The sequence below is a fragment of the Allobosea eneae genome (genome assembly GCF_042657265.1).
GTDB classification, from domain to species: domain Bacteria; phylum Pseudomonadota; class Alphaproteobacteria; order Rhizobiales; family Beijerinckiaceae; genus Allobosea; species Allobosea eneae.
Window position 1 is genome coordinate 412,664 of record NZ_JBHSLW010000005.1, and the last position, 25,953, is coordinate 438,616.

At 67.2% G+C, this 25,953-nt stretch carries 27 protein-coding genes; 12 read left to right on the forward strand and 15 right to left on the reverse strand.

What is annotated here, in order from left to right:
- Positions 1–52: 52 nt before the first annotated feature.
- Complete coding sequence (mgtE, locus tag ACFPOB_RS03375; protein ID WP_377795899.1) at positions 53–1,459, forward strand: magnesium transporter; 1,407 nt, start codon at positions 53–55, stop codon at positions 1,457–1,459.
- A gap of 87 nt (positions 1,460–1,546) precedes the next feature.
- Entirely contained in the window at positions 1,547–2,482 is a 936-nt protein-coding gene (locus ACFPOB_RS03380) for a glycoside hydrolase family 25 protein (RefSeq protein WP_377795901.1), read from the forward strand.
- 4 nt (positions 2,483–2,486) lie between these two features.
- Here ACFPOB_RS03380 and ACFPOB_RS03385 read toward each other — a convergent pair whose 3' ends face one another.
- On the reverse strand, positions 2,487–3,206 hold the full coding sequence (locus tag ACFPOB_RS03385; RefSeq protein ID WP_377795903.1) for a CDP-alcohol phosphatidyltransferase family protein: 720 nt from the start codon (positions 3,204–3,206) through the stop codon (positions 2,487–2,489).
- 105 nt (positions 3,207–3,311) lie between these two features.
- On the opposite strand from ACFPOB_RS03385, the gene ACFPOB_RS03390 reads away from it, so the two are divergent.
- The 5 genes from ACFPOB_RS03390 (at position 3,312) to ACFPOB_RS03410 (ending at position 8,130) form a co-directional block, all read left to right on the forward strand.
- Positions 3,312–4,295: a glycoside hydrolase family 25 protein gene (locus ACFPOB_RS03390; protein WP_377795905.1), complete on the forward strand. Its 984-nt coding sequence runs from the start codon at positions 3,312–3,314 to the stop codon at positions 4,293–4,295.
- Positions 4,296–4,364: 69 nt separating this feature from the next.
- On the forward strand, positions 4,365–5,366 hold the full coding sequence (locus ACFPOB_RS03395) for a CorA family divalent cation transporter (RefSeq protein WP_377795907.1): 1,002 nt from the start codon (positions 4,365–4,367) through the stop codon (positions 5,364–5,366).
- A 249-nt stretch (positions 5,367–5,615) separates the two neighbouring features.
- Entirely contained in the window at positions 5,616–6,788 is a 1,173-nt protein-coding gene (locus ACFPOB_RS03400) for an isovaleryl-CoA dehydrogenase (RefSeq protein ID WP_377795909.1), read from the forward strand.
- Positions 6,789–6,926: 138 nt separating this feature from the next.
- Entirely contained in the window at positions 6,927–7,475 is a 549-nt protein-coding gene (locus ACFPOB_RS03405) for a gamma-glutamylcyclotransferase family protein (RefSeq protein ID WP_377795911.1), read from the forward strand.
- Positions 7,476–7,620: 145 nt separating this feature from the next.
- Entirely contained in the window at positions 7,621–8,130 is a 510-nt protein-coding gene (locus ACFPOB_RS03410) for a DUF3592 domain-containing protein (protein WP_377795913.1), read from the forward strand.
- A 68-nt stretch (positions 8,131–8,198) separates the two neighbouring features.
- Here the strand turns inward: ACFPOB_RS03410 and ACFPOB_RS03415 are convergent, their stop codons facing one another.
- The 4 genes from ACFPOB_RS03415 to ACFPOB_RS03430 form a co-directional block, all read right to left on the reverse strand.
- Entirely contained in the window at positions 8,199–9,995 is a 1,797-nt protein-coding gene (locus ACFPOB_RS03415; protein ID WP_377795915.1) for an ABC transporter ATP-binding protein, read from the reverse strand.
- Positions 9,996–10,324: 329 nt separating this feature from the next.
- Positions 10,325–11,368 carry a linear amide C-N hydrolase gene (locus tag ACFPOB_RS03420; protein ID WP_377796059.1) on the reverse strand — a complete coding sequence of 348 codons (1,044 nt, stop codon included), beginning with the start codon at positions 11,366–11,368 and terminating at the stop codon, positions 10,325–10,327.
- A gap of 88 nt (positions 11,369–11,456) precedes the next feature.
- Positions 11,457–11,630 carry a hypothetical protein gene (locus tag ACFPOB_RS03425; RefSeq protein WP_377007757.1) on the reverse strand — a complete coding sequence of 58 codons (174 nt, stop codon included), beginning with the start codon at positions 11,628–11,630 and terminating at the stop codon, positions 11,457–11,459.
- Between the two features lie 9 nt (positions 11,631–11,639).
- On the reverse strand, positions 11,640–12,050 hold the full coding sequence (locus ACFPOB_RS03430) for a rhodanese-like domain-containing protein (RefSeq protein ID WP_377007755.1): 411 nt from the start codon (positions 12,048–12,050) through the stop codon (positions 11,640–11,642).
- A 110-nt stretch (positions 12,051–12,160) separates the two neighbouring features.
- Between ACFPOB_RS03430 and ACFPOB_RS03435 the strand changes: the two genes are divergently transcribed.
- From ACFPOB_RS03435 to ACFPOB_RS03445, 3 genes are all read left to right on the forward strand, one after another.
- A complete protein-coding gene (locus ACFPOB_RS03435) occupies positions 12,161–12,856 on the forward strand; it encodes a DUF599 domain-containing protein (RefSeq protein WP_377007754.1) in 696 nt (231 codons plus the stop codon).
- A gap of 30 nt (positions 12,857–12,886) precedes the next feature.
- Complete coding sequence (locus ACFPOB_RS03440) at positions 12,887–13,171, forward strand: DUF3253 domain-containing protein (protein WP_377795917.1); 285 nt, start codon at positions 12,887–12,889, stop codon at positions 13,169–13,171.
- Between the two features lie 180 nt (positions 13,172–13,351).
- Entirely contained in the window at positions 13,352–14,590 is a 1,239-nt protein-coding gene (locus ACFPOB_RS03445) for a glycosyltransferase (protein ID WP_377795919.1), read from the forward strand.
- On the opposite strand, the gene ACFPOB_RS03450 is transcribed toward ACFPOB_RS03445, so the two are convergent.
- The 10 genes from ACFPOB_RS03450 to ACFPOB_RS03495 all read right to left on the reverse strand — a co-directional run bounded on the left by ACFPOB_RS03450 (position 14,587) and on the right by ACFPOB_RS03495 (position 23,618).
- On the reverse strand, positions 14,587–15,396 hold the full coding sequence (locus ACFPOB_RS03450; protein WP_377795921.1) for a YdcF family protein: 810 nt from the start codon (positions 15,394–15,396) through the stop codon (positions 14,587–14,589). The two genes, ACFPOB_RS03445 and ACFPOB_RS03450, sit on opposite strands and share 4 nt — an antisense overlap.
- 261 nt (positions 15,397–15,657) lie before the next feature.
- A complete protein-coding gene (locus ACFPOB_RS03455; RefSeq protein ID WP_377795923.1) occupies positions 15,658–16,185 on the reverse strand; it encodes a hypothetical protein in 528 nt (175 codons plus the stop codon).
- A gap of 39 nt (positions 16,186–16,224) precedes the next feature.
- Positions 16,225–16,845 (reverse strand): glutathione S-transferase family protein, encoded by a 621-nt coding sequence (locus ACFPOB_RS03460; protein ID WP_377795925.1) that lies wholly within the window; start codon positions 16,843–16,845, stop codon positions 16,225–16,227.
- A 63-nt stretch (positions 16,846–16,908) separates the two neighbouring features.
- The gene (locus ACFPOB_RS03465; protein ID WP_377795926.1) at positions 16,909–18,909 is read right to left on the reverse strand and encodes an acetyl-CoA carboxylase biotin carboxylase subunit; all 2,001 of its coding nucleotides are present in this window, start codon (positions 18,907–18,909) and stop codon (positions 16,909–16,911) included.
- Between the two features lie 146 nt (positions 18,910–19,055).
- Complete coding sequence (locus ACFPOB_RS03470; protein ID WP_377795927.1) at positions 19,056–19,496, reverse strand: hypothetical protein; 441 nt, start codon at positions 19,494–19,496, stop codon at positions 19,056–19,058.
- 376 nt (positions 19,497–19,872) lie between these two features.
- Positions 19,873–20,547: an HAD-IA family hydrolase gene (locus tag ACFPOB_RS03475; RefSeq protein ID WP_377795929.1), complete on the reverse strand. Its 675-nt coding sequence runs from the start codon at positions 20,545–20,547 to the stop codon at positions 19,873–19,875.
- Positions 20,548–20,618: 71 nt separating this feature from the next.
- Positions 20,619–21,116 (reverse strand): hypothetical protein, encoded by a 498-nt coding sequence (locus tag ACFPOB_RS03480; protein ID WP_377795930.1) that lies wholly within the window; start codon positions 21,114–21,116, stop codon positions 20,619–20,621.
- 106 nt (positions 21,117–21,222) lie between these two features.
- The gene (locus tag ACFPOB_RS03485) at positions 21,223–22,524 is read right to left on the reverse strand and encodes an RluA family pseudouridine synthase (RefSeq protein ID WP_377795932.1); all 1,302 of its coding nucleotides are present in this window, start codon (positions 22,522–22,524) and stop codon (positions 21,223–21,225) included.
- Positions 22,521–22,904 (reverse strand): fluoride efflux transporter CrcB, encoded by a 384-nt coding sequence (gene crcB / locus ACFPOB_RS03490; RefSeq protein WP_377795933.1) that lies wholly within the window; start codon positions 22,902–22,904, stop codon positions 22,521–22,523. Before crcB ends, ACFPOB_RS03485 begins: the two co-directional genes overlap by 4 nt.
- Before the next feature lie 78 nt (positions 22,905–22,982).
- Positions 22,983–23,618 carry a TetR/AcrR family transcriptional regulator gene (locus ACFPOB_RS03495; RefSeq protein ID WP_377795935.1) on the reverse strand — a complete coding sequence of 212 codons (636 nt, stop codon included), beginning with the start codon at positions 23,616–23,618 and terminating at the stop codon, positions 22,983–22,985.
- 99 nt (positions 23,619–23,717) lie between these two features.
- Here ACFPOB_RS03495 and ACFPOB_RS03500 point away from each other — a divergent pair, with 99 nt between their 5' ends.
- Both ACFPOB_RS03500 and ACFPOB_RS03505 read left to right on the forward strand, forming a co-directional pair.
- Positions 23,718–24,380, forward strand: coding sequence for a DUF998 domain-containing protein (locus tag ACFPOB_RS03500; RefSeq protein ID WP_377795937.1), 663 nt, complete (start codon positions 23,718–23,720; stop codon positions 24,378–24,380).
- Between the two features lie 146 nt (positions 24,381–24,526).
- Positions 24,527–25,855, forward strand: a complete 1,329-nt coding sequence (locus ACFPOB_RS03505; RefSeq protein ID WP_377795938.1) for a hypothetical protein — start codon at positions 24,527–24,529, stop codon at positions 25,853–25,855.
- Positions 25,856–25,953: the final 98 nt, after the last annotated feature.

The window sequence follows — 25,953 nt, forward strand, 5'->3', positions numbered from 1 at the left end:
GGCGCGAATCCCCTGCCCCCGAACTCCCTGCCCTCGAATCGCGGAGCGACCCATGGTGGAAGCCGAGCCCGCTCCGGACGGGACGCTGGAGCGCAAGATCCGCGACGACGACGGCGCGATCGACGCCGGATTCGTCGAGCAGGTCTCGCAGGCTGTGCTGCTCTCCGATGTCACCGCCTTGCGGGAGCTCGTCGCCGAACTCCATGAAGCCGATCTCGGCGACCTGATCGAGGCGCTCGACGCCGATGAGCGGCCCAAGCTGATCTCGCTGCTCGGCAACGATTTCGACTTCGCCGCCTTGACCGAGGTCGACGACGCCGTCCGCGAGGAGATTCTCGACGAGCTCTCGCCCGAGACCGTCGCCGAGGGCGTGCGCGATCTCGACACCGACGACGCGGTCTACATCCTCGAAGACCTCGACGAGGCCGACAAGCGCGAGATCCTCGACAAGCTGACGCCGGCCGAGCGCACGGTGCTGCAGCAGGGTCTCGATTATCCCGAAGGTTCGGCCGGGCGGCGCATGCAGCCCGAGGTGATCGCGGTCCCGCCCTTCTGGACCGTCGGTCAGACCATCGACTTCCTGCGCGAGACCGAGGACCTGCCCGAGCGCTTCTTCGAGATCTTCGTCGCCGACCCCAGCCATCATTTCGTCGGCACGGTCCCGCTCGACCGCCTGCTGCGCACCAAGCGCCCGGTCAGCGTCGTCGACCTCGTCGAGGACGATCGCCGCGTCGTCCAGGCGACCGACGATATCGAGGACGTGGCGCGCATGTTCCAGCGCTACAATCTCGTCGCGGCTCCCGTAGTGGATTCGGCCGGACGCCTCGTCGGCGTCATGACCATCGACGACATCGTCGACGTGATCGAGGAAGCCGGCGACGACGACGTCAAGCAGCTCGGCGGCGTCGATGCCGAGGAAGAGATTTCCGACTCCGTGCGCCAGGTCGCGCTCGGCCGCTTCCGCTGGCGCTTCATCAGCCTGATCGCCGCCTTCATCAGCGCCTCGGTGATGGCGATGTTCGAGCAGCAGCTCGGCAAGCTCGTCGCACTCGCCGTGCTCGCCCCGATCGTCGCCAGTCAGGGCGGCAATGCCGCGACCCAGACGATGACGGTCGCGGTGCGCGCGCTCGGCACCGGCGAGCTCGGCGGCTGGAACATGGGCCGCTTCTTCCGGCGCGAGATGATCGTCGGCGTGCTCAATGGCGTCGCCTTCGCGCTGATCACCGCTCTGGTCGCCGGCTTCTGGTTCGGCAATCCGATGCTCGGCGTGGTCATCGGCCTCGCCATGATCGCGACCCTGATCATCGCCGCGCTGGCCGGCGTCGCCGTGCCGCTGGCGCTCGACAAGGCCGGCATCGACCCGGCGATCTCGTCGGGCACCTTCGTCACCACCATCACCGACGTGGTCGGCTTCTTCTCCTTTCTGGGCATCGCGACATTGTTGTTGCGGCTGAGCTGATAAGACCTGACAGCCAGGGAAAAACCGGTAACGTAAACCGGGCGTCAAGCTTTCTCCATAATTGTTCGAGAAATGACCGCCCGCCGCATGAAATCCTTTTCCCTGGCCCCCTTCGCGCTGCTCGCCGCCCTGACGGCTCTGGGTGGCTGCGTTGCGTTGGACAACTACCCCTCCAAGGGCGATGCCCGGCCGCATCCTGGGGTCGAGGCTGCCAGGAGCTATCCGATCCAGGGCATCGACATCTCGCGCTGGCAGGGCGAGATCGACTGGGCCTCGGTCAAGGCCGCCGGCACGCGCTTCGTCTATATCAAGGCGACCGAGGGCGGCGATCACATCGATCCGGCCTTCCTCAGGAACTGGGAAGGCGCCCGGCGCGCAGGCATCCCGCGCGGCGCCTACCATTTCGTCTATTGGTGCCGCCCGGCCCATGAGCAGGCCGTCTGGTTCAAGCAGCACATCCCGAACGATCCCGACGCGTTGCCGCCGGTGCTCGACCTCGAATGGAACGGCCACTCCAAGACCTGCCCGAAGAAGGTCGAGCGCTCGCTGGCGCTGGAGAAGATCCGGCTGATGCTGACCGAACTCGAGCAGCTCACCGGCAAGAAGCCCGTGATCTACACCGACATCACCTTCCACAAGGACATCCTGGAAGGCGAGTTCAACGACTACCCCTACTGGATCCGCTCGACCGCTGCGAAACCCGAGGTCCGCTACCACAACCGGCCCTGGGCCTTCTGGCAGTTCACCACTACCGGCCGCATTCCCGGCATCAAGGGCGATGTCGACCGCAATGCCTTCTATGGCAATGAGGGCGAGTTCGCGGGCTGGCGCGAGGGCCGTTTCGACATCGGCACCAGGACGTGGACCCGCGAGCGCAAGGTGCCACCGCAACCGAGCCCGGGCCCCGAGCACACGCCGGTAGCGACCATGCCGGGCGCCAGCAGGACGATAGCCGCAGCGGCCTTCCAGCCGGCGCCGCTCGGCCAGGTCGTCGACGACGCGACGACGCCGGAATCCGAGTGAGCGCCTATCCGCGTGGCACCCTGGCGCGCGCCAGTCCGAGTCCGACGAAATAGCAGGCCGCCAAGGCAAGGCTGGCCTTGCTCCAGATATCCGGCACCATGCCCTGCCAGAGCGTCGCCCCAGCCGCGATCCCCCATACCCCCAGCATCGCCATTGTCAGCCCGCGCCAGCGCCGCACGCGCACCGGGTGCACGAACACGACCGGCAGAAACATCAGCGCGGTCGCGATCATGATGACCGCCAGCGCCAGCCAGGCCGGCGGCGCGAAGGCGACGATGTAGAACACGACGATGTTCCAGACCGCCGGGAAGCCGCGGAACCACCAGTCGTCGGTCTTCATGCCGGTGTCGGCGAAATAGAGCGCGCTCGCCAGTGTCACGACCAGACCGGCGATCACGCCATAGGGCTGCGTCATCACCTCCGGCCGCAGCAGCATCGCCGCCGGCACGAAAACATAGGTGACGAAATCGACGACGAGGTCGAGCTGCCCTCCGTCATAACGTCGCGCCCGCTCCGTCACGGCGAAGCGCCGTGCCAGCGGCCCGTCGACCGCATCAACCACCAGCGCCACGCCGAGCCAGACGAAAGCCTGGGTGAGATCGCCCGTGAACACCGCCTGCAACGCCAGGAAGCCGAGCGCGGCACCGAGTGCGGTCAGCACATGCACACCATAGGCCAGGATCTTGCTGCCTTTGCCTTCCCCCTCTCCGCCGGAATCGTCCATCGCCAGCCTCCCGCCGGTTAACCAAGCCTGAAGCCGGTCGCTCGAATGCTAACCACCTCTTAACCCGGCGGCCGCCTATCGTTGTCTCGCGAACAGGAGACAAGCATGGCGTCCCGCGTTGAGACCAGACCAGAAGCGCGGCGCATGGCGAAATCCATCGGTCGGCTGGCGATCTGCGCCCTGCTCGGCCTGTTGGGCGCCGAGCCGGCCTTGGCGCTCTATCCCAAGAAAGGCGATTCGGACCCCCATGGCGGCGTACGCGATGCGCGCCGCCGCGTCATCCAGGGCATCGACGTCTCGCGCTGGCAGGACGAGATCGACTGGCAGAAGGTCAAGGATGCCGGCACCCGCTTCGCCTTCATCAAGGCGACCGAGGGCGGCGACCATCTCGACCCGATGTTCCGCAAGAACTGGGCCGGGGCGAAGGCGGCCGGCGTGCCGCGCGGCGCCTACCATTTCGTCTATTGGTGCCGCCCGGCGAAGGACCAGGTTCGCTGGTTCAAGCGCCACATCCCACGTGATCCCGACGCCCTGCCGCCGGTGCTCGACGTCGAGTGGAACGGCGAATCCGCCAAATGCGGCAAGAAGATCCCGCGCGAAAAGGCCCTCGCCAAGATGCGCGAGATGCTGAAGGGCCTGCAGGAGCACACCGGCAAGAAGCCGATCATCTATACCGACATCACCTTCCACGAGGACGTGCTGGAAGGGCAGTTCAACGACCACCCCTATTGGCTGCGCTCGACCGCCGCCCCGCTGCACCACCGCTATGAGCGCAAGCAGTGGGAGTTCTGGCAGTTCACCACCACCGGCCGCGTTCCCGGCATCACCGGCGATGTCGACCGCAACGCCTTCTTCGGCTCCGAGCACGAATTCGCCGCCTGGCGCGACGGCCGCTATGACATCGGCGCCCGCAAATGGCGTGGCGGCGAGCCCAAGGTCGCGACCACGCCGAAACCGCCCACCACCCCGGCCGGCCTGCGCACCCCGAAGGCCGCCGGCGCCACGCCGCTGAAATTCCTGCCGCCTGGCAAAATTCCACGCTCGGCGCGCGCCGAGGTCGCGACCACCGGCTCGATTGCCCGAGACTGACGCCGCCGTCGCAAAACCGTCATCTGCCGGTGCTGATGCAGGCGGATGTTTCTTTGAATTGGACGCCCCGTGCCGCTCCCGCCGGATATCCAGTCGCAGACCGGCATCGTCTGGGCCTATCGCTTCGCCGCCGACGGCACGCCGACGCTGATGCCGCGCAACGAAGCGCCGACGCTCACACCGGAAGACGGTTTCGTCTGGCTGCACCTCGACCTCGTTCACACCAGGGCGCAGGCCTGGATCGACGAGCGCAAGGAGCTGCCTCCGGCGGCGCGTGAGCTCCTGCTCTCGCGCGAGACGCATCAGCGGCTCGACCATACCGGCAGCCTGGTCTGGGGCATCGCCCATGACCTGACCCGCGACATCGTCGACCGCACCGACACGATCGGGACGCTGGCCTGGGCGGTCGGCGAGCGCTTCCTTTTGACGGGCCGCCGCGAGGCGCTGCAATCGGTCCGCAAGGCGGTCGAGGCGCTGAATGCTGGCGAGCGGATCGCCTCGCCGGCCGAGCTCTTCGAGCATCTGATCGAGTATCTGATCGACGACGTCACCGACGCGGTCGTCAGGCTCTCGGACGAGACCGACAGCGTCGAGGACCAGATCCTGCTCGACCGGCTGGAGGATGGCCCGCAGCGCGTCGGCGCCGTGCGCCGCTCGGCGGTGCAGCTGCACCGCCAGCTCGCCGGTCTGCACCTGTTGTTCCGGCGTTTCGCCGAGACGCCTTCCGGACGCTCGGCGCCGGAAGCGGTGCGGGCGAGCGCGCTGCGGCTGCTGCTGCGGGTCGACACGCTGCGCCAGGACATACAGTCGGTACAGGACCGCGCCCGCCTGCTCCAGGACGAGATCGCCGTGCGCTCGGCCAATCAGACCAATCGGCAGCTTTATGTGCTCTCCATCCTGACGGCGCTGTTCCTGCCGGCGACCTTCATAACCGGCCTGTTCGGCATCAATGTGAAGGGATTGCCCTGGGTTGAATGGGATTTTGGTGCCGGCTTCGTCGCCCTCGCCTGCCTCGCCGCCTCGATGCTGACCCTGTTCCTTCTCAGGCGGCGCGGGGTGATCGGGCGGTAGGGCGGCAATGCCGTTAGGTTGACCAGCGACCTAGCAAGGGCAGTTCAAGCGTCGGCAGCCAACTCCTCTGCCGTAGCCCCTCCGCTTCAGACGCCAGGACACCAGCGGTTTGCTTGGATTGCTCTTGAGCGCGCGCATTCAGCGCCCCCTGCGCATCGGTGCAGAACCATCTGCCGCCTCGCGCCCGCTGACTCCACCGCCAACCGCGCTATAACCGGGCAAAGGCCTCATCCGAGCCGGGAGGATATCATGCTCGCCAACGCGCCCCGCCCCTTCAATTTCGACCTCGGCGAGACCGCCGACGCGATCCGCGACACCGTCCACGCCTTCGCGCAGGAAAAGATCGCGCCGCGCGCCGAGGAGATCGACCGAACCAACCAGTTCCCGCGCGATCTCTGGCCTGAGATGGGTGCGCTCGGCCTGCACGGCATCACCGTCCCGGAGGAATATGGCGGCGCCGGCCTCGGCTATCTCGAGCATTGCGTCGCGATCGAGGAGGTCAGCCGCGCCTCCGCCTCGGTCGGCCTCAGCTATGGCGCCCATTCCAATCTCTGCGTCAACCAGATCGCTCGCAACGGCAACGATGCGCAAAAGCGGAAGTATCTGCCCAAGCTGATCTCCGGCGAGCATGTCGGTGCGCTCGCCATGTCGGAGCCGGGCTCGGGCTCCGATGTCGTCTCGATGAAGACCAAGGCGGTCAAGAAGGGTGACCGCTATGTCCTGACCGGCAACAAGATGTGGATCACCAACGGCCCGATCGCCGAGACTTTGGTGGTCTATGCCAAGACCGATCCGGAAGCCGGTCCCAAGGGCATCACCGCCTTCCTGATCGAGAAGGGCATGAAGGGGTTCTCGACCCATCAGAAGCTCGACAAGCTCGGCATGCGCGGCTCCGATACCTGCGAGCTCGTCTTCGAGGACTGCGAGGTTCCCGAGGAGAACGTGCTCGGCTCGGTCGGCCGCGGCGTCAACGTGCTGATGAGCGGGCTCGACTATGAGCGCGTCGTGCTCTCGGCCGGCCCGCTCGGCATCATGCAGGCGGCGATGGACATCGTCCTGCCCTATATCCACGAGCGCAAGCAGTTCGGCCAGTCGATCGGCGAGTTCCAGCTCGTCCAGGGCAAGGTCGCCGACATGTATGTCGCGATGAACTCGTGCAAGGCCTATGTCTACGCCGTCGCCAAGGCCTGCGACCGGGCCGAAACCACCCGCGAGGACGCCGCCGGCGCCATCCTGATCGCCGCCGAGAAGGCGACGCAGCTCGCCCTCGACGCAATCCAGCTGCTCGGCGGCAACGGCTACATTAACGACTACCCGACCGGGCGCCTGCTGCGCGACGCCAAGCTCTACGAGATCGGCGCCGGCACCAGCGAGATCCGCCGCATGCTGATCGGGCGCGAATTGTTCAACAAGACGAAGTGACGCGCTCGCAGGGCGCGTCATGCTCGGGCTTGACCCGAGCATCTCGGGACGAGAAGCCTGCGCGGACAACAAGCGCCCTCCCGTCCTGAGATTCTCGGGTCTGCGCTTCGCTCCGCCCGAGAATGACGTGGTGCCGACATGCCCCTCTACTTCGCCTATGGCGCCAACATGGACGTCGCCGCGATGCGCGAGCGCTGCCCGCGCTCGACGGCGCTCGGCCTCGCCCGCCTGCCGCGCCACCGCTTCATCATCACCACGGACGGCTATGCCTCGGTGCTCCGCGACCCGCGCGAAAGCGTCCATGGCGTGCTTTGGGATTGCGCGCTCGGCGATATCCGCACGCTCGACAAGTTCGAGGAGCTCGCCAGCGGCCTCTATATCAAGATCAACCAGCCGGTCGTGGTCGAGGGCGGCGCCAAGCGCGCTCTGATCTATGTCGGGCGCAGCGCGCAGATCGGAAAGCCCCGCCCAGGCTATCTCGAAAGCGTCATCGCCAGCGCCAGAAACTGGGCTTTGCCAGAGACTTACCTTACCGGCATGACTCGCTTTCTGAGCAAGCCGATTCCGGATGGCAAGTCGTTGAATCAGGACATGAGCGAACAGCCGCCGGCCGGCCCGGTCGCCGGCGTCAGGCCGCGCGCCGCCGCGCCGAGCTCGGCGATCCGGGCCGGAAAAGCCTCCGAATAGTTCGACTTTCGAAAGATTGACGCTCGCGCATGCACGCCATGCGCGAGGCCTTCCTACCTGCGAAAATCGCGCTGGCCCGGACAGGCGGCAGGCGTCCGGAGGCAGCTCCGGGCTCCTTTCTCGAACTGTCTCGATGGAGGCCCCAATGAGCGGAATCGTCGGCTGGATCACCGGCAAGATCAAATGGCTGCTGCTGATCGCAGCGATTGGAGGACCAGTCCTCGCCTTCTTCAGCTGGCAGGATGGCGAGCGCGTCAGGACAATCGCAGCCAAGGGCATCGAGGCCCAGGCCTCGGTCGAGGGCGCGACCCGCACCAAGCGCCGCCGCGGCGGCACCAGCTATTCCGTCGACCTCGCCTGGAAGGATGCGGCCGGCAAGGATCGCACCGCCGAGAAGATCTCGGTCTCGACCCAGTTCGCCAACCGCATCATCAGCAACGACAAGCTCACCGTTGACACGCTGACGATCAAGTATCTGCCGGACGAGCCCGGCAAGGACGCGGTGATCATCGCCGACGATGCCGCCAAGCAGGCCGACCAGGACAGCGAGATGATCTATGTCGGCGCCGGAGCCGGCGCGATCGGCATCCTCGGCTCGGGGTTGTTCTTCCTGCTCGGGCGGCGGCGCTCGGAGGGTGAAGAGCAGGCCGCCTGATCGCAGCGACACCGACATGAAAAAGGGCCGCTCACAAGGCCCTTTCCCTTGTTGCGAAGGCAGTGGCTTTACGCCACCAGCCCCTTGGCCAGTTCGCTGACCTGCTTCTCGAACAGCGCCCGGTAGATGCCGCCGTCATGGCTCAGCAGCGCCTCATGCCGGCCCTCTTCCACGACCTTGCCGCGGTCGAAGACCAGGATGCGGTCCATGGCGCGCACCGTCGAAAGCCGGTGGGCGATGACGATGGTGGTGCGGCCTTCCATCAGCCGCTCCATCGCCTCCTGGATCAGCGCCTCCGATTCCGAATCGAGGCTCGAAGTTGCCTCGTCCAGGATCAGGATCGGCGCATCGGCCAGGAAGGCGCGCGCCAGCGCCACCCTCTGCCGCTCGCCGCCCGAGAGCTTGACGCCGCGCTCGCCGACGAGCGTGCCGTAGCCCTTGGGCAGGCGCATGATGAACTCATGCGCGTTGGCGAGCTGCGCCGCCTGCTCGATCTGCGCCATGCTGGCGCCCGGCCGGCCATAGGCGATGTTCTCCGCCAGCGAGCGGTGGAACAGCACCGGCTCCTGCTGCACGATCGCGATCTGCGCCCGCAGACTGGCCTGCGTCGCCGAGGCGATGTCGCGCCCGTCGATGGCGATGCGCCCGCCGGTGACGTCGTAGAGACGCTGCACCAGCTTGACGAAGGTCGTCTTGCCGGAGCCGGAGCGTCCGACCAGGCCGACCTTCTCGCCCGCTTTGATCGTCAGCGAGAAATCGCGATAGAGCGGCTCGATGTGGCCCCCATAGTGGAAGGTCACCCGCTCGAAGGCGATCTCGCCGGCGGTCACGTCCATCGGCAAGGCACCGGGACGATCCGGCACGCCGAAGGGCAGCGCATGCATCGCCACCAGCTCCTCCATGTCGTTCACCGAACGCTGGAGGTTGTGCACGTGCTGGCCGACATCGCGCAGATAGCCATGCACGACGGCATAGCTCGTCAGCACGAAGGCGACGTCGCCGGGCGAGGCCTGGCCATTGGCCCAGAGCCAAATCACCAGGCCGATCACCGCGGCCCGCAGCGCCAGCAGGACGACCTGCTGCGCGGTTCCCGACCAGGTTCCTCGCACCCAGGTTCGCCGCGTCCGCCCGGCCCATTTCGCCAATACGCCCGAGAGGCGATTGTCCTCGCGAGTCTCGGCGCCGAACGCCTTGACCACCGGGTTGCACGAGATCGAGTCGGCGAGCGCGCCGCCGAGCCGCGTGTCCCAGCTGTTGGCGAGCGTCGCCGCCGGCGCGACGAAGCGCAGCGACAGCAGGATCGTGACGGCGCAGTAGATCACCGCGCCGGCAAAGACGACCGCACCCATCGCCCGCCAATGCCAGGCCAGCAGCGCCGTCGTGCCGAGCAGCACGATCAAGGACGGCAGCAGCGCGATCACGATCGTGTCGGTAAGCAGGTCGAGCGCCCACATGCCACGCGTGATCTTGCGCACTGTCGAGCCGGCAAAGTTGTTGGCGTGCCAGTCGGTCGAGAAGCGCTGCAGGCGAGCGAAAGCCTCGCGCGCCACGTCGCTCATGGTGCGCAGCGTCATCGCCGTGATGCCGATGAAGGACAGGTGCCGGAACAGCACCGTGCCCGCGCCGAGCGCGATCATCATGGCGAGCGCGGCGAGCGCGGCATTGAGCCCGCTCGCCTTCTCGCCGGCGACCGCATCGACCAGCCGCCCGGCATAGAGCGGCATGAACAGGTCGGCGGCGGTCGCCGCCATCACGGTGAAGACCACGCCGGCGACGCGCCAGCGCTGGCGACCCCAATGCGAAAATGTGAAGCCGAGAACGGCCCGGAACGGCTCCTGCCGCTCCGTCTTGGGAGAAAGAGACATGAAAGCATCCGGTCCCGAGAGACCGGCTCCAAATTCAGGCGAAGCGCAGCAAAGGCCGCAGCTTCAGAAAACACGTTTGGAAATGATGGCTCGGGCCGCCTGCAGGGCGGGCCTCGTGCGGATCCGACCTAGTGGCGGCGGGACCGCATGGCGGGAGCGACGATGGTTGCGAATTCCATTCAGCCCTCCCTTTCCTGAGTTGGAGCCAAGGCAGGCAAGATGCCCGATGCCCGCTTATTGTGCAAGCCGCGTCCGATGCATGGGGTGGTTGCAACCGAAACCGATCGAACTTCGCAATGCGGTCACAATGGATCGGGCTGCGGCCTCGGCTATGGCAATCCGAGGAACTGGAACGGAACAGCGTCCTGGAAACTCCCGCTCGCTTCACCGGCGAAGGTGCGGGTCTGGTTCTCGCCGAGATCGAGCTTCATCACCTTGCCGCGCTCAGGTGAGAAGTCGATCTTGCGCAGATCGACCCAGAACGTGTTCGGCGTCAGCGCGGACTCGAAGAAGTAGAGCTTGCGCTTGTGATCGATCACCGTGCGCCAACGCGTCGAGGAAATATTGGGCTCCTCGGCCGTCGTGATCCCGAAAGGCACCGAGGCGTTGCGAATCACGCTGAAGACGCTGGCGACCGCGGTGTTCGGATCGTCGAATTTGGGAATGGCGTTGATGTAGAAGGACGCTCGCGCGAAGCGATCGGCCGCGCGATTGGTTCCCGGCAGCATGACCGTGCCGCCGATCTGCTTCCAGTATGCGTTCAGCGCCAGCTGCTCGTCGAAGATCGGCGAGTTGGTCATCACCTGATAGGCCGGGCCGTGATGGATGACGCGCTTGCCAGCGATATATTCGAAGATGGCGCTGTCACCGCGCGCGTCGGACAGCGAGAGATGCAGGGTGGCGAGCCGGTTCTCGCCCGGAACCTTGTCGGTCACGATGACGAATGGCTCGGCGCGCAAAGCGGCGACCGCTTCCTCGACCGTCGCGAAGTTGTCGAGCGCATATTGGGCCCAGGCGGCAATGCTGAGACCGGGCCGTGATCCGTCGAAGGCGGGGTATTGCGATTCCACCAGCCACAGCACATTCGCGGCCAGCCCCGCCTCGTTGACACCGTCGGTCGTCGAGATGTCATAGCCGGAGGCGATCACACTGCCATAGCGCGACCTCCAGCGCAGCGAGTTAGGACCGGCCTCGCCACTCCGCTCCATGCCCCTCGGGAAAATCCAGAGATTGGTCGCGATGTCGTTGCGCCAATCCATCGAGCGGGCGGTGATCACCATCCCGTCCCGGCCGAGATAGACCGCCCGCGTGCAGGCTTCGGCCTGGGCCGAAGCCGCGATCGCCAGCGCTAGCGACAGCGCCGCGGCGCGCATGCCCTGCCAAGACCTAACGAACATGGCGTGATCTCCTGCGATCCCGTCGGCGATCATAGCGCCCGGGCGCTTGATCGGCCACGGACAGCTACCATAGCAGCGCCAGCAGCCTCATCCCGATCACCAGCAGGAACGCAGCGATGATCGTGCCGAGCACGCGCTGGCGTTTGGCCCGGTCGGGAAAGCGCTTCGCCAGCAGGCGGCCGAGCGGCTTGCGGAAGACGAAGCAGACGACCAGAAAAACGATGATGAAATGGGACAAGCGCCGGGCTCAGCCTTGCTTCGGCGCGGGCGCATCGAACGGCGCGCCGGCCTTCTTCCAGGCGCTAAAGCCGCCCTCGACATGCGCGACCGGCTTCAGCCCCATATCCTGCGCCGTCTTCGCGGCCAGCGCCGAGCGCCAGCCGCCGGCGCAGAAGAAGACGAACTGCTTGTCCTCCTGGAAGACCGGCTTGGCATAGGGGCTTTCTGGATCGATCCAGAATTCGAGCATGCCGCGCGGGCAGTGGAAAGCGCCGGGCATGCGCCCTTCCCGCTCGAGCTCGCGCGGGTCGCGCAGATCGACGAAGACGATGTCGTCGCGCCCGACCAGGCTTTTCGCCTCCTCGACCGAGAGCGTCTTCACAGCAGCTTCCGCTTCGGCCAGCAGCGCCTTGTAGCCCTTGGTGATCGTCTGCGGCATGGCCGGCCCTCCCTCGCGAGGCCGGCAAGGTGGCGGCTGTGACGGCTGGCGTCAATCGACAGGCTTGCAGGCGCGCGCGCGCCTCGCCAATCTGCCGGCCGGAGGGGCTCATGGCCGGATTCGGACCGCTCGACTTGATCGCGATCGCCTTCTTCGCCGCCGCCTGGATCGGCTATCTCCTGGCCGTCGAGGCCGGCCCGCATGCGCGGCGCAGCCTGAACGCGCTGATGAACGAGCGCCGCGAGCGCTGGATCATGGAATCGGTCAGGCGAGAGAACCGGATCATCGACACGCAGGTGATGAACGGGCTGCAGAACGGCACCGCCTTCTTCGCCTCGACCTCGCTGATCGCCATCGGCGGCTCGCTGACGCTGCTGCAATCGGCCGACCGCGTCGTCCAGATCTTCGCCGACCTGCCGTTCGCAACCACGACGACCCGCGCCGCCTGGGAGATCAAGGTCATCGGACTCGCGGTGATCTTCGCCTATGCCTTCTTCAAGTTCGGCTGGGCCTACCGATTGTTCAACTACTGCGCCATCCTGATCGGTGCGATCCCGCCGCATACGGAGGCCGACAAACCCGAAACGATCGCGGCGGCGCGCGAGGCGGTGGCGATGAACATCGCGGCCGGGCTGCACTTCAATCGCGGCCAGCGCGCGTTCTTCTTTGCGCTGGCCTATCTCGGCTGGTTCATCTCGCCCTGGCTCTTCCTGATTGCCACAGCAGCGGTGCTGACGGTGATGTGGCGCCGGCAATTCGCCTCGGATTCGGCCGCAGCGGTCGGCGCGGGACGCAAGGCCGCTTGACGCAGCTCCCCCGCCGGCCCAGCAAGCGGCATGACCAGACCGACCGATGAAGACCTCGCCGAGACCATCCTGCGCCTCGCGGCCGAACGCGGCGACGAGCGTACGCTCGCGCCGATGGACGTCGCCCGCGCCCTCGGCGGCGACCATCCCGATGGCTGGGGCCCGCTGATGCAGCCGATCCGCCGCGTCGCCGTGCAGTTGATGAAGGACGGCCGGCTGGTCATCACCCGAAAAGGGCGCCCGGTCGACCCCGATGACTTCCGGGGCGTCTATCGTCTGCGTTTGCCTGGGCCGGACGAGGCCAGTCAGGGCTAGAACTTTCCGCCGCGAGCAGCCCGCATCGCGCTGCGGCGACGCAACAAAAAAGGGCCGAGGAATGCCTCGGCCCTTTGCCACTATCATCGTCTAACGCGCCCGGGGACTTGCGGCAAGCCCTCCTCCATGGCCTAGCAACGCTGCCCTCGACCTGAATCGCAGGTCAAAGGGAGTAGCAAAATGCGTGTCTTGTTATCGACTTACGGCTCGCGCGGCGATGTAGAGCCCATGGCGGCGCTGGCCGTGCAATTGCAGACGCTCGGCGTCGAGGCGGTGGTGTCCGCCCCGCCGGATCCCGAGTTCGTCGAGCTGTTGGCCCGCGCCGGCGTGCCGCTGGCCCCGGCCTTCATGCCGATCCGGCAATGGATCGCCGAGCGGGCGAAACCGGCTGCGGCGGCTGACTTCCATGGGCTGGCGGCCGAGATGATGGCCGCTCAGTTCGCCGCCATCGCGGCGGCGGCCGAGGGCTGCGACGCGATCGTGGCCACCGGCCTGTTCCCTTCTGTCGGCGCAGCGCGGTCGATCGCCGAGCTGAGAGGGCTGGTCTATCGGCACGCCACCTTCTGTCCGATCTTTCTGCCGTCGCACCATCACCGGCCGATCCCCTATCCGGGCCATCCCTTTCCGGCGGGGATGACCGACAACCGCGCCTTATGGGAGTTCAATACCCGGACCATGAACACCCTGTTCGGTGAGGCGCTCCGGACGCATCGTCGGGCGGTCGGTCTGCCAGCCGTCAACGATGCCCGCGAGCATGTCTTCACCGCCCAGCCATTGCTGGCGTCGGATCCCGTGCTGTGGCCCTGGCGGCCGACCGAGCTCTGCCATGCCGTGCAGACCGGCGCCTGGACCCTGCCCGACCGGCGCCCGCTCCCGCCAGAGCTGATCGCCTACATCGAGGCCGGCGAGCCGCCGATCTATGTCGGCTTCGGCAGCATGGTCGCTCAATCCGCCAGGGACGCGGCGCTGGCGGCAATCGAGGCGATCCGGGCGCAAGGCCGCCGCACGGTGATGCTACGAGGCTGGGCCGATCTCGACGCAGGAGGGGATCAAGGCGATTGCTTCGTGACCGGCGACGTCAACCAGCAGGCCCTGTTCCCCCGGATGGCGGCCGTCATACATCATGGCGGCGCCGGCACCACCACGGCCGCGACGCGGGCCGGGGTGCCGCAGGTGATCGTGCCGCAGATCGTCGACCAGCCCTATTGGGCTGGCCGTGTGGCAGAACTCGGCATCGGCGCGGCCCTCGATGGTGCGGCTCCGAGCGTCCGGTCATTGTCGGTAGCGATCGCCGCGGCGCTTGCACCCGAGACCAGAGCGCGCGCGGCTGCCCTGGCTCGCACGATTCCGGCCGACGGAGCTTTGGTCGCCGCGAGGCTGATCCTCGATGCGATCGGCAGGAAACGGCCGCTCTCCTAGCGCCGCGTCGCCGCCTTCGCCGGCCCGGGGAACAGCGCGTCCGTATAGCCGGCGAGATAATAGGCCACGAGCCCGACCCATTCCTTGAAGCCGTCGTCGGCGATGTCGAGCCCGCGCGCCGCCTTGCGATAGGGTCGGAGATAGTCGGCGGGCGTACCGGCGGAGATGAAATCGACCGGAAAGGCCTCGACCTGGAAGCCTGCCTTGCGGAACACGCCCATCGCCCGCGGCATATGCCAGGCCGAGGTCACCAAGAGCCAGCGCTCGCCGGGCTTGGGATCGACCAGCCGGCGCGTGAACACTGCGTTCTCCACCGTATTGCGCGACTTGTCCTCGAGGACGAGGCGGCTCTCCGGCAGGCCGAGCCCAAGGAAGAGCAGCCGCGCCCCGTCTGCCTCGGTCCGCACCACCGGCGAGAGCAGATTGCCGCCCCCGCCGGCAAAGACCAGCTTGGCCTCGGGATGGGCACGGGCGAGCTCGACCGCTTTGGTCATCCGTGCCGCGGCATTGTTGAGCACGATGTCCTCGCGCGCCACGCCGATCGCGCCGCCGAGCACAATGATGCCGTCGACCTTGCCCGAATTCACCGCCTGCTGCGGGAAGCGGTCCTCCAATGGCCTGATCACGATGCGCGGCAGCGAGCTGAAGGCGAGCAGGCCGAGCATGACGACGCAGATCAGGCCGAGCCAGCGCCCTGGCCCCGAAAAGCGCGTGAAGGCGAGCAGGCTCGCCAGCACCAGGCCGGCAATGGCGAGGTTCACCGGCGAAGCCAGGAACCAGAGGATCTTTGAGAGTGCGAAGAACATGATTTTCTTGAACAGACCCGCCTCCCCTTACGCGCAGAAAGCTGACAGGCGGTTAGGAAACGGCTGGGCGCGCCCGGGGTTCGGTGCAAGGTTGCATTTACGCTGAGGAGACGGGCGGAGGGCCGGGCCGTCATGGCCAACGCAGCGATTCTCGGGCGGAGCGAAGCGCTGGCCCGAGAATCTCAGGATGAGAAGGCACGGGCCGGAGCCTCTTCCGGCCTGAGACGCTCGGGGCAAGCCCGAGCACGGCGCGCTGAACGACTACCGGATGATCTGCGGCGGTTGGGCCGGCGCACGGCGCATCTGTCGTGCCGCCAGGCGCTCGACCTCAAGCGCCCGCTCGGCGACCTCGCGCAGTTCGCATCCGGCCTGCAGCCCCGCCGCGCGCGCCGGCGGCTGGGACGCGCCGTAGAAGGCACATTTCTGCACGGCATAGCTCTGCCAGGCGAGCTGCAGCGCCGCAAACTGGCTGCGCGCGCCGGCATCGAGCGTCCGGCCCAACGCCGCGCCCGCCAGCGTCAGACGCTCGCGCCAGACCGCCTCCTCGCGCCGCGCACAGCTGATCTCGGCCTGCGCCCGATCATTCACCGAGGCGGCACTGACGCAGGGCACCGCGACGAGGCCAATGCAGGCGGGACGGGTGGCGAGGCCCTGCCTGACGCAATTGGCCACCTGCATGCGATCGGCGGATTGCACCGGACTGGTCGGCACCTGCGCGAGCACTGCCGCACAGCAAAATTGCGCCACGAGGACGGGAATGACGTGGAAACCGCGCATGGCGGCGATCATGACGGCCAAACCGGCCGGGTCAAGCGCGGCTGGCCATCCTCACGAGATCGGCAACGGCATGGCCGGACCGGCCGCCGGCCGCGCCGAGACCTGTGCATACCAGCGACGGATATTCGGCCAGTCCTTCTGCTGCACCGGCATGTGCAGCCAGCGATGCGCCCCGAGCGCCACCGTGATATCGGCCATGCCGAAGCGCTCATTGGCGAGGTAAGCTCGCCCCGCCAGATGCGCCTCCAGGATATCGAGCTTGGCTTCGGCCTTGCCGACCGAAGCCGCGATCGCCGCCTCATCAGTATAGCCCGGCGTCTTGCGGATCAGCCCCCAGAAGGCCGGCGTCATCGCCGGCTGCAATTCGGACAGCATCCAGTCCATCCAGCGATCGGCCTCGGCCCGCCTGGCCGGATCCTCCTCCCAGATCCAGCCGGCGCCGTAGCGGGCCGCGAGATAGCGCACGATGCTGTTCGATTCCCAGATGCAGATCTCTCCGTCCTCAAGGGTCGGAACCTGTCCGTTCGGGTTCTTGGCGAGATAGGCCGGTTCGCGATTGCCGCCGAACTTGCCGCCGACATCGATGCGCTCGAAGGGCTGGCCGACCTCGCCGGCGGCCCAGACCGCCTTCTGCACATTGATCGAGGTGATCCGTCCCCAGATCGTCAGCATGTCCGCCACCTTCGCGTGATAGGGCGGCGACAATCAGCCGGCAGCCCCGCGAAGGCAAGCGCCTCAGGCGAATTCCATGATGACGGCGTCGACGGCCAGCGAATCGCCCTCCTTGGCCAGGATCTTGGCGATGGTCACATCCTTCTCGGCGCGCAGCACGTTCTCCATCTTCATCGCCTCGACCATGGCGAGCGCCTCGCCCGCCTTGACCTCCTGACCGACGCTGACGAGCAGCGCCTTGACCAGGCCGGGCATCGGGCAGAGCAGCACCTTGCCGGTGTCGGCCGCCGCCTTCTCCGGCATAAGCGCCGCCAGCTCCGCCTCGCGCGGCGTATAGACATGGGCGTTGGCATAGGCGCCGGCATGGCCGAGCGAAACGCCGTTGAGGATCGGCCGGACCTGCGCCGCAATCGCGACGCCGTCGACCGTACCACGCCAGACCGGCTCGCCCGGGCGCCAGTCGCTGGCGATCGTCAGGCTGCGCTCGGGGAACGCGATCGTCACCGCCCCGCCCTGCTCCGAGACCTGCCCTTCGAAACGCTCGCCGCCGAGCGAGACGATGCGGGTGCGCTCGAACTCGACCTTGCGCCAGCCTTCCATCTGCGCCGAGACGTTGCGCTTGCGGCTGTTCAGGCGATGGTCGCAGGCGATCGCGATCGCTGCCATGCGCAAGGCGATCTCGCCCTCCGGCTGCGGCAGCGAGAAGCCCTCGGGGAACTCCTCGGCGATGAAGCCGGTCGAGAGATTGCCCGAGATCCAGCGCGGATGCTGCATCACCGCCGCGACGAAGGGAATGTTGTGGCGGATACCGTCGATGGCGAAGGCATCGAGCGCCCGCGCCTGCGCCTTGATCGCCGCCTCGCGCGTCGGCGCGTGCGTCACCAGCTTGGCGATCATCGGGTCGTAGTAGATCGAGATCTCGCCGCCCTCGAACACGCCGGTGTCGTTGCGCACGGTGGCGTCGCCATCCGGCCCCTCGCTCGGAGGGCGATAGGTGACGAGCCGGCCGGTCGAGGGCAGGAAGTTGCGGGTCGGGTCCTCGGCATAGACTCTGGATTCGACCGCCCAGCCATTGAGCTTCACGTCGGCCTGGCTGATCGCGAGCCTCTCGCCATAGGCGACGCGGATCATCTGCTCGACGAGATCAATGCCGGTGATCATCTCGGTGACGGGATGCTCGACCTGCAGCCGGGTGTTCATCTCGAGGAAATAGAAAGACTTGTCCTGGCCGGCGACGAACTCGACCGTGCCGGCGCTGTCATAGCTCACGGCCTTGGCCAGCGCGACGGCCTGCTCGCCCATCTTGCGGCGGGTCGCCTCGTCGAGCAGCGGCGACGGCGCCTCCTCCAGCACCTTCTGGTTGCGGCGCTGGATCGAGCATTCGCGCTCGCCGAGATAGATGACGTTGCCGTGCTTGTCGCCCAGCACCTGGATCTCGATATGGCGGGGGTCGACGATGAACTTCTCGACGAAGACGCGGTCGTCGCCGAAGGAGGACGCCGCCTCCGACTTGGCGCGGGCGAAGCCTTCGGCGACCTCGCCGGCCGAATGGGCGATGCGCATGCCCTTGCCGCCGCCGCCGGCCGAAGCCTTGATCATCACGGGATAGCCGATCTCGTCGGCGATCTTCACGGCATGCTCGGGGCTCTCGATCACGCCGAGATAGCCCGGAACCGTCGAGACCTTGGCGGCGGCCGCCGCCTTCTTCGATTCGATCTTGTCGCCCATCGCGGCGATGGCGCCCGGATTGGGGCCGATGAAGACGATGCCGTTATCCTTCAACGCTTTGGCGAAGGCCTCGCGCTCGGAGAGGAAGCCGTAGCCGGGATGCACGGCCTCAGCCCCCGTCTGCTTGCAGGCAGCGATGATCTTGTCGATCTGGAGATAGGATTCGGCAGCGGGAGCGGCGCCGATATGCACGGCCTCGTCGGCCATCTCGACATGGAGCGCATCGCGATCGGCGTCGGAATAGACCGCCACCGTCTTGATGCCCATGCGCTTTGCCGTCTTGATGACGCGGCAGGCGATCTCGCCACGGTTCGCGATCAGGATCTTCGAGAACATGCGTAGCGTCCCCCGGCCCGGAGCATTGATTGTGCAGTGCGGGCTTTACGGGAGGCAAGCGCATCCGTCCACTGATGCGAAAGTTTTGTAACGTGCGCAAACGCCCGGCGGCGGCCGGGCGTGAACGCTCCGATCTGCAGGGCGGCTCAGCTCGCCAGCACCACGCGCTGAGCGATCGGGGTGGTCGCAATCCGGGCATCCGCCTTGCGCAGCGCGAAGCCGACCAGCGCCTCGTCGCAGGATTCAGCTTCACGGACGACCTCGAAGGCGATCTTCTGCGCCAGCGGCGTCGGGCCGTCGCCGGCCGAGAGCGTCGTCACCAGCCAATGCGCCTTGTCGCGGTCGATCTTGCCGGTCGGGCGGCTTTCCCAGACCGAGAAGTCGACGCAGAACGCCAGCAGCACATCGGCGAAGAGCGGCGACTTGTCGGCGACGGCACGGTCGAGCGCCACCAGCACATCGATGGTGTCACGGGTCAGGACGACCTCGTGCAAGATTTCACGCTGAAGAATTCGGACGTCTTCATCGTCGATCACGCGCCTGTCCATCACGTGATCGACGAATTCGCGAAGTTCGTGGCCAATCATCGTTCAACCCCTGTCCGACGTTGTTATGTGTCGGTTTGTCCCTGTCGTGTGAAGACGATGCGACCGGGCCAGTCATCAGGTGGTTAATGCGCAAATCTGAACGTCCGTTCAGGTTAAACGGTCCTGAGTCAGCGTGGTTGCGAGGAGATTACCGGAGCAGATAACGAAGCCACCGCAAACGCGATGACAACGGCCAAAAGCGCGAGGCTCCACGCCACATCATTGTCGGTCACAGCCCTCGGGTCGGACTTCGACCGGCCCAAGGATTGATCCGCGAAGACCCGAGGACGCAACGGGGCCGATAGCAGTCTCGCCGTCCGGCATGCTCGGATCGAGCCGCGCACGCCGCGCAATCGGCGCACCGCGCTCCTTCGGCTCAGGCCGCCAAGGACGGAGCGCCGATCAGCGCCGTAAGCTCGGCGCAACTCTCGATCACATGACGCGCGCCGGCCGCGCGCAGCGCCGCGACCGGCTGGAAGCCCCACGAGACCGCGACCGGTGTCACGCCGGCCGCCACCGCCATCTCCATATCGAAGGTGCTGTCGCCGACCATCAGCGTGCGCTCGGGGCTGGCGCCGGTCTCAGCCATCGCTCGCAGGATCATGTCCGGATGCGGCTTCGAGATCGCGTCGTCCGCGGTCTGGGTGGTCGCGAACAGCGCAGCCCAGCCATGGCGCTCTATGGCGTAGTCGGCACCGCGCCGCGACTTGCCGGTGGCGATGCCGAGCACCGTGGCAGGCCGCTGCGACAACCCGGCCAGCAGCTCGACCACGCCGGGAAAGAGCGGCTCGGCCAAAGACGGGTCGGTCTCCGCCCGTTCCCTCATCCCGTTGAAGACATCCCGGTAGGTCTGCGTCAGCACGTCGTCCGGCTCGGCCAGCCCTGCCAGCCGCATCAGCGCGATGTCGAGGGTCAGTCCGATCACGCCGAGGCCGGCCTCGCGTCCCGGGTGGACAAGGCCGCAGCGCGCAAACGTCTCGTATTGCGCGCCGAGGATGATCGCTTCGGAATCGATCAGCGTGCCGTCGAGGTCGAAGATGACGAGGTCCATGCCGGCGCTCTACAGCAGATGGCCGGGCGCCGCCATATCCGCCGGCGCAGGGCCCTCATGCCATCGCAGCCTCATCCTTGCGGGCTGCGGCCGCATTCGGCGATCGCCGCCCTCAAGGCGTCGCCATCGAGCCCCTTGCCGCGCGCCTCCTTGCGGCATTCGGCACGCTGGGCCAGGTCCGGCCGCTTGCCGTTGAAGCAGGCGACCAGCGCCGCCGTCCGCTCGGCGCCCTTGAGCCCGCTCGCATCGGCCTCCTGCTTGCAGACCGCCCGCGCAGTCGCTGCGGTCGGCTTGCCGTCGCGGGTCAAGCCGTCGCTGGCATAGAGCTTCACGCCGGGAAAGCGCTCCTGCATGCAGTCGCGCATGGCGCGGCGCAGATCGTCGCCCGAGAGCGCAATGTTCTCGGCATAACAGTCACGCCGCGCCTCGGCGCGTGCAGCGCGCGGCACCGGCTCATCGGCCGCTGCGGCGGCCGGTTTCGGAGCAGCCTGAGCCGGCTGTGTCTGGGCGAAACCGGCGGAGGAGAACGACAGAACGAGGCCGGCGGCAAGCAAGGCGATGCGCAACATGGAGAGCCTCCCATGATGACGAATTCACAGGAACAAACTTAGAACATATCGCGTTTTGTTCAGCAAGTGTTCTTACGCGAGGTCACGCAACTTTCTCGTGCGGACCTCACTCGTCCGGCGCGTCGACGATCGGGTCGTAGGGTGCATCTTCGAAGCCGAGCAGGTTCCAGCTCTGGCGCATATGCGGCGGCAGCGGCGCGCTGACGTCGATCGTGCCCTTGCCGCGCGGATGCGGCAGCACGATCCGCCGCGCCAGCAGGTGCAGCTTGTTCTGAATGCCGCCCGGCATCTCCCAGTTCTGGATGTCGAAATACTTGGGATCACCGACGATCGGATGGCCGATATGGGCGGCGTGGGCGCGCAGCTGATGCGTGCGCCCGGTCACCGGCTTCAGCGAGAGCCAGGCCAGCTTCTGCGCAGCGGTCTCGACCACGGCGTAATAGGTCACCGCGTGCATGGCGCCGTCATCGCCATGCTCGGCGACGGCCATGCGCTGGTCGCCGTCATAGGCTTCCTCGCGGGCGAGATAGGTCGAGATCCGGCCCTGCTTCACCCGCGGGACATGATAGACCAGCGCCCAGTAGACCTTGCGTGCCGAGCGCGAGCGAAAGGTCTTTGCCAGGGTCGCCGCGGCGAAGCGCGATTTCGCGATGACGAGGCAGCCGGCGGTGTCCTTGTCGAGCCGGTGAACGAGGCGCGGCTTCTGACCGTCCTTTCCGGTCAGCGCCGCCAGCATGCCGTCGACATGTCTGGTGGTTCCCGAGCCGCCCTGGACGGCGAGGCCCGCCGGCTTGTTGAGGACCATGACATCTTCGTCCTCATAGAGCGTGATCGAGCGCAGGAAGCCGATCGTGTCTGCATCGGCCTTGGCCGAGCGCGGCCGCTCCGCCGCCTGCTCCAGCTTCAGCGGCGGGATGCGCACGGTCTGGCCGGCCGTCAGCCGGTCCTTGCTGTCGGCGCGCTTGCCGTCGACACGAAGCTCGCCCTTCCGGACGATGCGCTGGATATGGCTGAAGGAGAGCTGCGGGAAGCGCGCCTCGAGGAAGCGGTCGATCCGCATCTCGTTCTCGTCCTGCGTCACCACGAGCTGCTGCACGCCGGTCGCCAGCACCTCGGCGGTGACGGCCTTGACCTCGGCGCGGGTCGGCGCATCCGTGATCGGCGGCTTGCGTGGCGCGGGCTTGCGTGGTCCCGCCGCCCTTGGCGCCGGATGATGCGGCTTCGGGTTGCGCGTCGGCGCGGTGCGCACGACCTCGTCCTCCGCCGGACGCGGCCTGGCCCGAGCCGAGCGGCGCGCATCATGGCTCGGGCGCTTGCCTTTCGGCGCGCCGGAGGCTGGCGGCCTGCCGCCGCGCTTGGGGCCGTTGCCGCGTGGAGGACCGCCAGTTCCCTTGCCGCCCATTCTCATGACAGCCCCCTGACCAGAGCGAGCCCCGCGACCAGCGCCGCGAGCGACAACACGACCGAGCCGATCACATAGGCCGCCGCCAGCATCGCCTCGCCGCGCTCCCAGAGCAGCACCGCATCGAGCGAGAAGGCCGAGAAGGTGGTGAAGCCGCCGAGGACGCCGGTGGTCAGGAACAGTCTGGCGGGCTGGGTCCAGCCCTCGCCGGCCTTGAAGGCGAGCCAGCCGGCGACGAGGCCCATCACGCCGGAGCCGAGGATGTTGATCGCCATCGTGCCATAGGGGAACGAGGCGCCGAGCCATTTCAGCGAGACGACGTTGACGCCGTGCCGGAGCACGCCGCCGATGCCGGCGCCGAGGAAGACGAGAGCGGTGGAAAGCATCCCCGAGGCATAGAGCGCCCTGCGACCGCAGACAAACGAAATCCGCGGCGGATGCCTCGTTCCAGTCTGGTCTGCTGCTTACCTCACCGTTTCCGTGCCATAGCCCCGCAGGAATGCGTCGACCCCGGCCTGCGCATAGCGAACGAGCTCGGCCGGATCGCTATCGCATTTGCCGCTGAACATGGCGCGGTTCAGCGGGATCCATAGCAACAGCCCGGCGAAATGGTTGGCTGCCATCAGCGGGTCGTCGATCCGCAGGCGCCCCTTCGCGGCATAGCGCTGGAAGGCGGCGGAAAGCGTCTCCAACACGCGTTCGAAGCCACCAGAGAACCAGCCCTGCCCGACCTCGGGGAAGCGCTCAGCATTGGCGATCACCAGCCGGCGCAGGCGCAGCAGGTCCGGCTGCATCAGCGTGGTCAGGAACTTGCCGGCGAGCCGGCTCAGCCCTTCCCTGGGGTCGTGTGAGGCCGCAAGCTCCTCGGCCACCAGCCGCAGCAAGCCGTCGATATTGTCCGTCGTCGCCGCGACAATCGCCGCATAGAGCCGCTCCTTGTCGGCGAAATAGCGGTAGAGCGTCGGCTTCGACACAGCCGCAAGCGCCGCCACCTCGTCCATGGTGGTGCCGTCATAGCCCTTCGCCAGGAACAGGCTCGTCGCCGCCTCCAGCACGGCGCCACGCTTGCGCTCGGAACGATCGAGAACGGTTTGCGACATGACGGCTCCCAGGGACTTGACATCAGAAATGAAACTACACAGTTTAGTTGTACTAAACCGTTCAGTTTCACTCTACTCCTGTCGCTTCCGGAGAGCCAGATGCAGACCGCCCCCTCTTCTCTCGACCGTGCCCTCCTCGCCTGCGGCGTGGCGAGCACGCCTGTGTTCTACGGCCTCGCCGCGCTGCAACTGGCGCTCAGGCCGGGCTACGACATCCGCACCCAGCCGATCAGCTTCCTCGCGCTCGGCGAGCTCGGCTGGATCCAGGTCGCCAACTTCGTGCTGACCGGTGCATTGGCGCTCGCCGGCGCGCTCGGTTTGCGCCATGTCCTGCGCGGCCAGCGCGGCGGCACGGCCGGGCCGATCCTCGCCGGCCTCTACGGAATCGGCATGGTCGGCGCCGGGCTGTTCGGGCCCGATCCCCTGCCCGCCCCGGGCCAGGCCCCACAGATGAGCGCGACCGGCGCGGTGCATATGGTCGCCTTCCTCGTCTCGTTCCTGTCGCTGATCGCGGCTTGCTTCGTCTTCGCCCGCCGGTTCAACGCCGTCGGCAAGAGCGGCTGGGCGCTCTACAGCGTCGTAACCGCCCTGCTCGCTCCCGCGCTCGTCGCCACGAGCATGGCGAACCCGGCTTTGGCCGGGCTGATCGTCGGCGCCGCCGGTCTCGTGCTCTTCGGCTGGTTCTCGCTCGTCGCATTCGAGATTCGCAACGAAACCTCGGCCTACTCGGCGGTCCCGCCCCGGGCGACTGCCTCCGCCTGAGCAGCCGCGATGATCATGCGGCCTGCGATCCGCCGCAGGCCGCTCCCGCGCAAAAGCATCACCCGCCCCCGCTCCGCCTGCGCGATTGACTTGCCACCTCCCCGACCGGCAGAAACACCGAGACGAAAGGGGTGGTCGTCGCGCCGATGGCAAGCGGTTCTGAAGCGGGAGGCAAGCCTATCGGCGCGGCGCTCTGGCGCGCAGCCCTGCCAGCCGGCCTCTGCTTTGCCCTTCTCTCGCAAACCGCCCTCGCTGCTCCGTCCCGTCTGCCGTCGCGCCCGGCGCAGGCGCCGAGCTTCGCCCGCGCCTGCACCATCGCTTTGCCGGAAACTCCGCCGCTCTTTGCCGGCAAGCCGGCAGAGCCCGCGGCTTCGGGCGAGGACGAAGCAGACGACGACAGCGACAGCGACGACGAGGAGGACGATGACGACGAGGACCCGCCGGAGCGCGGCCTTGTCCTGCCCGGCTCGGCCACCTGCCTCTCGATCACCGGCACGGTCAGCGCCGGCATCCAGCGCGATTCCTTCCGCGCCTCGCGCAATGGTCCGCCGCCGCCATCGAGCGCGACCTCGTTCCCGGTCAGTGCCGCCTTCCGCATCGCGACCTCGCACGAGCTCGCCTCGGGCCTAAGGGTTGGCACCGCCTTCGGCTTCACCATGTACGGGCCGGTCGACGGCAGCAGCGAGACCTCGCTCGACGAGGCGACGATTCTCGTCGGCCCCTGGACCTTCGGCCTCGACACGTCGCGCTTCGCGTTCTGGACCGGCGACGAGTTCATCTTCTCGGCGCGCGTGCCCTCGCGCACCGTCGGCCTCATCGCGCTGGAACTGCCGCTGACCGAGAGCTGGACCGCGACGCTCGCTGTCGAGGATCCGGCGCTTGGCAACGCCTCCGTGACCGCGCCGGTTCAGACCGGGCGACGCATACCCGATACGATCGGCCGGCTGGTCTACGAACAGGGCGGCTGGACCGTGCATGGTGCATTCGCCTTGCGGGAGATCCCCGGCACACCGTCGCGCTTCGGCCGGGCCGGCATTCTCGGCGCAACCTATGAAGGTGAGGCGTTCGGCAAGAGCTGGAGCCTGACGGCGCAGCTCGCCGGCGCGATCGACGGAGCGCCCTATCTCGGCTCGCAGCTCGACGCCCGCATCGTCAACCGCGTGCTCGTGGCGAGCGACGCCACGCGCGGCTTTTCCACCGTGGTTTCCGGCCGCCTGGAATGGACCGACGAGCTCGCCAGCAACCTCTATCTCAGCCGGTATTGGCTCGAAGTGCCGCTCGCCAACCAGGTCCGCGGCGAGATCAGGATCGACCGCTTGGCCGCCAATCTGGTCTGGACGCCGGTCGAGGGCTTCAAGCTCGGCATCGAGAACTCGATCGCCTGGGCGAAGATCGCGCTGACCGGCCGCGAGATCGCGGCGGGGTTGGCGGGGCGACAGATCTCGACGCAGCTGTTCATCGAGCGGAGTTTTTAAAGAAAACGTCATTCTCGGGCGTAGCGAAGCGCAGACCCGAGAATCTCGTGGCGAGAAGGCGTTGATTGGTGCCTCTTCCGGCCTGAGATGCTCGGGTC